Origin of the sequence: Acinetobacter rudis (assembly GCF_000829675.1) — a bacterium.
Lineage (GTDB): Bacteria > Pseudomonadota > Gammaproteobacteria > Pseudomonadales > Moraxellaceae > Acinetobacter > Acinetobacter rudis.
This window is the reverse complement of sequence record NZ_BBRX01000032.1, coordinates 57,561-67,535: the sequence shown is the minus strand read 5'-3', so window position 1 is coordinate 67,535 and position 9,975 is coordinate 57,561. Positions and strand designations below refer to the sequence as shown.

The 9,975-nt window shown below is 33.5% G+C and carries 7 protein-coding genes; 3 read left to right on the top strand and 4 right to left on the bottom strand.

Annotation, left to right across the window (positions count from 1 at the left end; all coding sequences use genetic code 11):
• Positions 1-85: 85 nt before the first annotated feature.
• Together Aru01_RS09760 and Aru01_RS09755 are read left to right on the top strand one after the other, a co-directional pair.
• A complete protein-coding gene (locus Aru01_RS09760; RefSeq protein WP_016656697.1) occupies positions 86-592 on the top strand; it encodes a lysozyme in 507 nt (168 codons plus the stop codon).
• Positions 589-954 carry a hypothetical protein gene (locus tag Aru01_RS09755; RefSeq protein ID WP_016656696.1) on the top strand — a complete coding sequence of 122 codons (366 nt, stop codon included), beginning with the start codon at positions 589-591 and terminating at the stop codon, positions 952-954. The genes Aru01_RS09760 and Aru01_RS09755 overlap by 4 nt, the downstream gene beginning before the upstream one ends.
• 585 nt (positions 955-1,539) lie before the next feature.
• Here Aru01_RS09755 and Aru01_RS09750 read toward each other — a convergent pair.
• From Aru01_RS09750 to Aru01_RS09740, 4 genes are all read right to left on the bottom strand, one after another.
• Positions 1,540-1,800: a hypothetical protein gene (locus tag Aru01_RS09750; protein ID WP_016656695.1), complete on the bottom strand. Its 261-nt coding sequence runs from the start codon at positions 1,798-1,800 to the stop codon at positions 1,540-1,542.
• A gap of 83 nt (positions 1,801-1,883) precedes the next feature.
• Positions 1,884-6,086, bottom strand: a complete 4,203-nt coding sequence (locus Aru01_RS09745; RefSeq protein WP_016656694.1) for an RHS repeat-associated core domain-containing protein — start codon at positions 6,084-6,086, stop codon at positions 1,884-1,886.
• A gap of 173 nt (positions 6,087-6,259) precedes the next feature.
• Entirely contained in the window at positions 6,260-6,436 is a 177-nt protein-coding gene (locus Aru01_RS18455) for a hypothetical protein (RefSeq protein WP_016656693.1), read from the bottom strand.
• A complete protein-coding gene (locus Aru01_RS09740; RefSeq protein WP_016656692.1) occupies positions 6,437-7,732 on the bottom strand; it encodes a Y-family DNA polymerase in 1,296 nt (431 codons plus the stop codon).
• A 518-nt stretch (positions 7,733-8,250) separates the two neighbouring features.
• Between Aru01_RS09740 and Aru01_RS09735 the strand changes: the two genes are divergently transcribed.
• Positions 8,251-9,972, top strand: a complete 1,722-nt coding sequence (locus Aru01_RS09735; RefSeq protein WP_016656691.1) for a ShlB/FhaC/HecB family hemolysin secretion/activation protein — start codon at positions 8,251-8,253, stop codon at positions 9,970-9,972.
• Positions 9,973-9,975: the final 3 nt, after the last annotated feature.

The window sequence follows — 9,975 nt, the reverse complement described above, 5'->3', positions numbered from 1 at the left end:
GAAGAATTTGAGTCACAAGCTCGAATGAAGCGTGATCAAGAAATCCATGAGCTTAAATTGAAAAAGCTAAAGGAGGAAAAATGTAATGTCAAATAAGACAAAAGTTTTTGCAGGAATACTAGCAGCTTCGGCTGCTTTTTTTGTGGGCCTAGAAAAGTATGAAGGTTATAGCTCAAAGCCATATAAGGATAGCGGTGGTGTGCCAACCATTGGGATTGGTTCAACTGTTTATGAGAGTGGCCAGAAAGTTAAAATGACCGATAAACCAATCACCAAAGAGCGTGCAGTTGAAATATCTAAAGCACATGTATCCAAAGATGAGGTTAAATTTCGAAAGTCACTGGAAGGCGTAAAGCTCAGCCAAGTTGAATACGATGTTTATCTAGATTTTGCTTATAACTTTGGCATGGGCAACTGGCAATCATCTTCAATGTTGCGTCAATTAAAAGCAGGGCAGCACATTCAGGCATGTCAGTCTTTGCTTAAATGGAAGTTTGTGGCCAAAAAAGACTGTTCTGTACGTTCTAATAATTGTTGGGGTGTATGGGTAAGACAATTAGATCGACGTGATAAATGTATAGGTGCTCAATGAACCTATACCTCATCTGGAAATACAAATACTGGATCGCAATTGCGGTCCTTTCTTTTATCTGCATAGGGCAGCTGGCTTATACCAATCATTTGGGTGGTGAGTTGATTAAGGCTGAAACTCAATGTCAGCAAAAGATACAAAAGCTTAAGGATGATCAACAGAAAGAAATGGTTAAAGCACAAGATAAGGCAAACCAAGCCAGTGCCGACTATGAAAAACTCAAATCAGAACAGCGAGTGAAAAATGAAGTTGTTATTAAAGAAGTGCAAAAAATCATTGATCGGCCTGTTTATCGTAACATCTGTATTGATGCTCATGGGGTGTCAGCGATTAACAGTCTCATCCCCAAAAATACCAGCTAATTTGCTTGTGCCATGTCCTGATCTTCAGCAATTAGAATCAGGACAGGGTAGCGTTCTAATTCTATGGTCGCTTGATACAGTGATTAAATACAATGAATGTCAGGCGAAGCATAGTGCTATTGTGAAGGCCCTCAGGTGAGGGCTGACATAGTAATGAAAATGGCATTGAACAGAAGAAAAATAAGTAAATTATGACTGGATCAATAATAATTGTGATTGAAATTTACTCAATTTGATCAAGGGGGGGGGAGAGGTAACGATGGACACGCAGCTGGTGTCGGGCGATTGGCGGGATGGGTGGCCAGAATAGTTCATGTCTTTATTATAAATATGGAGTATCGGTTGAATAGTAGACATGAAACCATATGCGGATACAAACGCCTCATTCCTTTGAATGAGGCGCTTAGAAAATATTTAACAGTATGATTTAAAATGAATAGCTAAATTAAAGATATTAAAATAAGTAAATAAATCATATCGTATACTACTGTTTAACCATATAATTTTCATTAATTTCTCATACTCTTTTTTTAGCTCTATCAACCTAATTTTGGAAGTTATTTTTGATGTGTTTATACCTTGTTGTTAGTGAATAATCCTTCTTACTTTTTCACAGTCTGTTTCATATCCATTGAGTGGTAAACTATTTAACATCGATTCAAATTGATGCTTCTTGTTTTGATCATTGGAATTGATCATTGATTTAGATTGACTAGAGAGAGAAGCCATGGCTTCTGAATAACACAGGTTTAAACTAAAAGAGTTTAGTACACTTCCTAAATAGAATGCTGTGATAATCAATAAAAGGTAAATTATAGCAAATGGAGTTTTTTTTAAATTTTTCATATGTATAACCTTACTTTAATAACAAGAATAGAAAACTGTAAAACAGTTCTTGTGGAGCCTATAAACAAATACTAGTCGTAACCTCACGGATTAAACTCCTGTAAGCTGTTTGGAATTACACCACCCTGCGGGATATTTATTGAATTTGCTCCATTTCTCCACATAATAATTTCTGTATCAATTGGGAATGGAGAAATTGTAGGTATTAATAGTGATCTTATATTACCTTGCGCTAAAGACTTTTGCGTCCTAGTAGCACAAGTATCATTAAATGCACTTATAGGATTTTTCAATGGATTAGGTAGTTTCTGTGGATCATATTTCAATAACTCTCTTCTCATGTTAATTTCTTGTTGAGGAGATGTATTCAAGATATAAACAGTTGAATCTCTATATGCAGATTGTGTAGAAAGATATCCAGTAAAGCTTTCACCATATTTATTTCCAGTCCCTGAGCTATAAATACCTTGTCCAGTGAAACCAATAGCAACATGACCAAAAGGATTTCCACTTGTACGATGACCCACTACTACAGCAGTTTTTAATCCATTAGGATCTACAAAATTCAGTGGATTATTCTCAACATAAGAATAGGTATTCAGCCCACCCGCCAATCCAATTGGATCACTTTGAGTATATCGACCAATACTTGCATCATAGTAACGATTCCAGTTATACCAAAGACCACTCTCTACATCAAAATATTGACCTGGGAAACCAAGATTAAAGTCACCGATACTACTTTGTATTACCGCGCTATCATAACTACTTGTTTGACCTTTCCAAACAATTGATTTACTAGTATTTGTAATCATTTCAGGGCGGTTTAAGTGATCGTTGTGAATGTAATAGATTTGATTGTTAAATACAAAAGCAATTGGTTGGCCTTCAAACCAAATATAAATTTTAGCCAAACTGCCATTTTGATTTTTTGATAAAGGACTTTCAGCAAGAAGTCTTCCATCAGGTGCATATATATAATTAATACTTCCCTCATTACTTGATTTATTGCTACGAAGATTAAAGACATCATAATTATAATTTACAATAGAGCCCGTATTTATATTTTTTAAACGATTGAAACCATCATAAGTATAGTTAATCAACCCACCATACCCTTTTTTCTGGCTTAAATTTCCATTAGCATCGTAACTAAAGTTTTTAGCCTCTGCTCCAGTTGTTGCTGATAATCTATTTCCTTGGCTATATTGGTAGTTAGTAACAGCATTGGTATTCCCTACACGACTGGTTCGATTGTAATTTGTATCCTGCACCCACTTTTCAGTATATTGAGTTGAAGATGAAAGGTTCAACTGCCCAATAGAGTCATATGAATAATTAGTGGATCTTTTATTATCAAGTACATTGTTAATTCGAGTAATTAAGTTGTTTGGGTTAAAGCTATGATTTAGGTTTTGAATTCCAGAAGTCATGATTCCAATTAAACGATAATCTAGATCGTAAGTAATAGCTCTTGATAAACCATTCCCATAAGTCCAATTTTTTACACCACCATACGGTTCGTAGGTAATGTTTTCAATAATAGTTTGTGTTGATATTCCATTGTTAAATTTTATGGTTTTAATACGATTTAAACTATCATAATCGTATAATATTTTACCTTTATTATTTTGAATATTCTCTTCTATTAAATTACCTGAATTATCATATGCCCAATTGGTAGAATAGCTCGTTCCATCAATTTTTTTAATTTGTTGAGAAAGTCTTCCATCTTTAGTATAGCCATAAGTAGTAGTGGTTATTCCATCATTTGTTGCGCATAAATAACCGAGACCATTAGTGCAGTTGTCATATGTCCATGTTTGTATTTGGCTACCAGACTGAGATTTAACTATACGATTTAATAAATCATAACTATAGTTAATAATAGCGTTATTTCCGCGTGTTAGTGTCGTCAGATTACCATTTGAGTCGTATTGATATTTAGTTAGTCCAGTATCTGGGCTATTTATAGATAATACATTTCCAAGACCATCATAACTATATGTGGTAATGTTTCCTTTTGCATCTTTAATGCTAACTAATTGACCAATAGAATCATAGTTATAAAGGATTTGTGATCCATCACTTCGATTTTCAACATTAATCTTTCCTTGAGGTGTGTAGGAGTATGTTGTTATTTGATTTAAGGAATCAATTTTTTTAACTATATTACCATTTGCATCATATTCATACCGATAATTTTGGCCGTTATTACCTAAATTAGCAGTGATCCAGCCTAACTGATTATGTTGATTTTTTTGAGAAAATCGAATTGAGCTACCTTCTTTAAATCTAACATTGAGTAATTTTCCTAAATTTGAGTATGTATATTCTTTAGTAATTAAATTTTGGTTACCAATACCATAAGTAATCTGGGCGACTGTGCCATTATCATTGTAATAAATAGATTCTTTACTGCCATTATGGTCAATTTGAGTTACACCAAATGCCCCATATTGAAAGGTTTGAGTGCTAACTCTATTATTATCTAAAACCTTTTTAATCGTAATAATCTGACCACGAGCATTGTAACCATACTCTTCTATGAAACCATTTGGATCGGTGACTTTGCCCACCAATCCTAGTGCATTGTAATTTGTATATGTTGTGACCTGTCCTAATGCATTTTTTGTTTGAGTTAAGTTGCCTATGGAATCATAATTGTAAACTGTACTTTTTCCATTAGCATTTATAGCGACAGTACTGAGCATCCGATTACTATGTAAGGTATAACTGTAGCTGGTAGTACTACACCTTGTTGTGCCTATTTTACTACAGCTCACCTGACTTTTTATTCTATTTTTAGCAAGCTCATTTGCAGCATAATACTGATAAGTTTCCTCTCTAATTAAAACATTAGAACCATTCAATATCTGGATTTTTGAAATTATCTCTGTTTGATCAATATATGTATATTTTTTAATTTGGGCCTTCGCCAGACTTCCATTTTGAACCCCATATATTTCTTGAGTTATGCGCCCAAAACTGTCTCGTTTATACGTGGTTTCTATGCCATTCCAATCTTTTTTAGAGATGACATAACCATTACTATCATAATTGTTGGAAACACTACTATTTGGACAATTATTTACACCACTTCTTTCTATTTTTGATAATTTATCTTTTCGATTATTAGTATAAATATATTTAGATACTGCACCTAATGGATTAGTGACCGTTGTATAGTTTTCACCAAAAACTAATTTATCAAGTTGTGTACCATCACTGCGCCCACTTTGAATTGCTTGGTCCCCATTAAAATAATATGTATTATAACGCTTACCATTAATAGATATACCACTTAAAAAATACTCTTTTGCCCCATTTTCTCCATAATGATAAGTACGAGAGCCTAAGTTATTCGGATAAACAACAGAGACTAGACGATCTTTTTTAATATTAACGCTTATTTTACCAACTTGAAAAAATGTATCAAATGAATCATATGTATAATTATATTGGCTTCCAGCTGAGTCTATTACAGAAAGTAAGCGGTCTTTATCCCAAGTTAACTTAATTGTTTTTCCATTTGTATGCTTAACTTCAATTAATTTATCATTTACATCATAAGAAAGTATCCATCCAATATTATGAGGATTTTTTTTACTTAATAACTTCCCTCCCATATCATAAATCTCACTACCTCCATCTTTTAAGTTAATAAACCATAAATTATTGTATAACTTTACTGAACTAGGCCGTGTAATATAATGATAAGTACCATCAGGTAATCGACGAACTGCTTGACCTTGGCTATTCACAATCAATCTATAATTATAACTATGTCTCCATTTTCCCAACCTATCGTGAAAATCAGCACTACCATCTGTTAGATACTTTGTTAAATTACTATCAGATTGTTCATTAAATGAATAATAATATCGGGTGAACTCTAAAGGCATTTCTCCATGTGCTGAAAAGTCTTGCTCTTGTTGTACTTTGCTACCATTAGCCAACATAATGGGATTACTAGTAAAGCATTCTTCATTTTTTGAATCATCTATTTTTGCTATTAAATCAATAGATGGTAATGACTCTACGTTTGAATAATTTCCGTCATTTCCCCCTAAATTTTCATACATACGCTCTCGTTCTAATTCTTCCGCCTCACAGAGGTAATATTGACTAGAATTTTGCTTATACTGATCACAATTTAATGGTTCTGAACTATTTGATCCAGTAGCATTTAAAACAATTGTTGGGAGTGTAACTATATTATTTGCCACACTATTAACAGTCAAAGATAAACAAATAAGAAGTATTAATATTTTTTTATTAAGCATAATTCCAACAACTAGTTATCAAAAAATGGTATAATTTGCCTCAGGATAAAGAAATTGTAAAGAAATTTAAGAGAAAAGATAATATTCAGCGGTCTACAACTTGAAGTGAGACGTAATCCACCTTAATATAGGGTAAAACGGAGTGTTATTTTGTCTTTTAAACAATTGAGCCTTTAACTTCTTCTAGTTAACCCTAATGTTTTCATTCTGCTAATTATTTCATCTTCTGAAAAATGTAAAACCTCAGTTAATTCAACAGCAGATAGATGATTATTTTCAATTAAAAAACAGTCTTGTTCAGTAGTCCAATTTGTTTGATGGAAATTTATTTTTTTGCGTTTTCTTTTCATTTAATTAACCTTCAACATGCCTTGAACACTAAAATAATTTCTACTCAAATTAGCTCTATTCATACTCCAAGTACGATTGGGTAAGTAACATGGCCCAATGGCTAATTTTGTATTTCCGAACCATGCTTGCGCTTTCTCCATAGCCCTCATTAAATTTTCATTCAATTCAACTGACTTGTGATCAATAAACATATCTGGAATATGTGCATCTTTATCAATGAGCTCAGTTAGAATCTCTCCACACTTTTTAAACTTCACACCCTCTTTAAATTGCTTCTCAACTAGATCGACAGCTATGCGATTTAGTATTAATGCTGAATCGGTCGGATCTGATATTTCATACGTCAGTGAACTGGAGTAATAAGAATTGTTCTTGTCAAATGGGCTGGACTGGACAAACACTATGAGGCAGCCACAAATTAGATTTTCATCACGTAATCGCCTGGTGGCATCTTGAACATACTTGCTGATCGCTTCTTTAAGGCAATTTACATCTGTGATCTTCTCACCAAATGATCGGCTAGAAACGATTTGCTTTTTAGGTGGTGGTGCATCCTCAATCTCTATACATGAAATACCCTTCAACTCAGAAACAGTTCTAGCCATTACAACTGAGAACTGCTTTCTTATCTCAAGATCATTTGCACAAGCCAAATCCAAAACAGTGTTTATACCCATGCCTTGAAGCTTTTTAGAATGCTTTCTACCAACTCCCCAAACTTCACCGACTTCAATTTCTTGGTAATACTTTTCTGCTGAACAAGGATCCATATCAACAAGATTGCACACGCCATTCAAATAATTATTTTTCTTAGCGATGTGGTTTGCAATCTTGGCCTCAGTTTTTGTTCTACCAATTCCAACACAAACAGGCAATCCTAACCATTTCAAAACACGCAACCGCATGACTTGAGCATATTCAGTAAGATCATAATTTTCTGCTAATGACGTTAGTTCTAAAAAGCTTTCGTCAATAGAATAAATCTCTTGATCTTCAGGTCCTATAAATTCAGATAGTACAGAATGAAATCTTCGTGACATTTCAGCATAAAGGGCATAGTTACTGGACAGCACTTTTACATTATATTTTTGAACTATATCTTTGATTTGAAATAGTGGTACACCCATTTTAATACCAAGGTCCTTGGCTTCTTGGGATCTAGCAACAGCACAACCATCATTATTTGATAAAACAATGACTGGTACGTTATGTAAAGAGGGGTCAAATAGACGTTCACAGCTGACGTAACAGTTGTTAACATCAACTAGAGCAAAAATCTTATTTTGTTGTCTCATCTCTAATAGATCATTCCAGTATATAATTTCGAATATGTTGCGAAATCAAAGTGTATTTTTATTGATCTCTTTAATCAATGGAAACTTATTTATGAATTTTGATGAGATTTTGAAATAAATATAATGTGAGTGTGGATAAGTTAAATTTTATACACAGTATGTTAGGTTAGAGTTGTGAGTTCACTTCCAAATACATCAATTGAACTCAAGAAAAATCATTCATAATCAATGTTAATCAAATCAAAGTGTTATACGAATGTTATACCAAATGTATTTTAAATAATTAATATTGTTATAAATCAGATGATTAAAAGTTTAATTCAACTCCCGCCATCTCCACTGATCGTATATTTTGCACCGTAATCAAACTTTAAATATATTTTGGTGTTTGATCACTTTTATTAAGAAAACACATCTAGCTGGAACTACATTATGAATTAATAATGATTCTTATTGATATTTAGTTTATTATAATGTAAGTTTGCGTAACTTTTTGATAAATTTTATTTTTATAAAATATGCGTATAAAACATATAAGTTGTTGGTTATTTTTATTTTGTTCAGGCGGTGTATATGCAGCAGAAGATTTGTCTATTGCTGAACTGATTCGTCAAGATCAGAGGCTTAATGAATTAAAGCAGCAGTTAGATTCAAAAGTAATCATTCAGCCAAATAAAGCTCAGGCAGAGAATCATCAACCAGTCATCATTGCTGAGACACCTTGTTTTAATATTCATGTTATTGAGCTTGAAGTAGATGAGAGGAGTGATCTTAAAGATACCCAAACATTTACTTTCTTAAGTCGCGTATTGAATAAAAAAAATAACCAAATTATTGATCAATGTATTGGTACTCAAAGTTTACAGAATCTTGTTCGGTTTGCTCAAAATGAACTGATTAAGGCTGGTTTCGTGACAAGTCAAATTGTGGTTCCTGAGCAAGATATGACGAATGGAACATTACGTTTTCTGGTTGAATCAGGGCGTATAAATGAAATTATTCATCATGGTCCTGATATTTCAAAAATACAAATCACGACAGCATTGCCTTTGAAACAAGGTGATATTTTAAATATCAAACAGTTAGATCATGCCTTAGAAAATTTAAAAAAAATATCAGGTCTTGAGGTTGATATACAAATTGAAGCTGCTACTGACGTAGTACAAGGCGGACTAAGTAATATCGTAATTACAACTCAGCCTTACCAAAAGTTTAATTTAAGTTTGTCTATTGACGATTCAGGTAATAAAACGACAGGAAAAAATATTGGGACTATTGGGGCAGCTTTAAATAATCCACTAAGATTAAACGATAGTCTAAATTTTAACTTTAGCCATTCTTTGAATGACTTTCATAAAGATCGAAATAAAAGTTACTTCGTAAATTATCAACTGCCATTTAAAACTTTTGATATCAGTGCTTCTTATAACTGGCATGAGTATGACCAGTATGTTGCTGGATATGAAAAGCCAATTTTGTATAGCGGGGAAAGCCAACAAACGAATCTAATACTTTCTAAGATGTTATTTCGAGGGACTGCTTACAAAACATCGTTATATGGAAAGTTATATCAAAAACAAAACAGCAACTTTATTGAAAATATTGAAATTGGCGTACAGCAAAGAAAAACTTCTGGATGGCATGCAGGTATTCAACATAAACATTATTTAGGTAATAGTTTAATTGACTTCAATATTGATTATCGACGTGGCAGTGGTGCATTTAATGCTAAACCTGCGCCAGAAGAAGATATTCGTGATGTAAATAAAAACCCACTCCCGGCAGAAGGTTATGCACGTGCACCATTGTGGAGTGCGGATCTTCGTATTAACCACCCCTTTATGCTTTTAAATCAACCAGCTCAATATCGAATGAGCTGGAGAGGGCAATATGCACCTAAATTATTGGTGCCACAGGATCGATTTTATATAGGTGGAAGATACAGTGTGAGAGGCTTTGATGGTGAGCTCATGCTGTCGGGAGACAATGGACATTATTTACAACAAGAAATCAGTATGAATACACCATTAAATTCTCAATTTTATATTGCAGTTGATCAGGGCTGGGTTGCAGGGGAACACAGTATAGCAGGGCAACGTTATTTAGCAGGTGGAGTAATAGGAGTGAGGGGCTGGTATCAAGGCCTATATGTTGATGCCTTTGCTGGGCATGGATTAGTTGCACCAAATAGTATTCAGCGAGATTTTGTGACGGGTTTTAGTCTGAATTACTCATATTGAAAT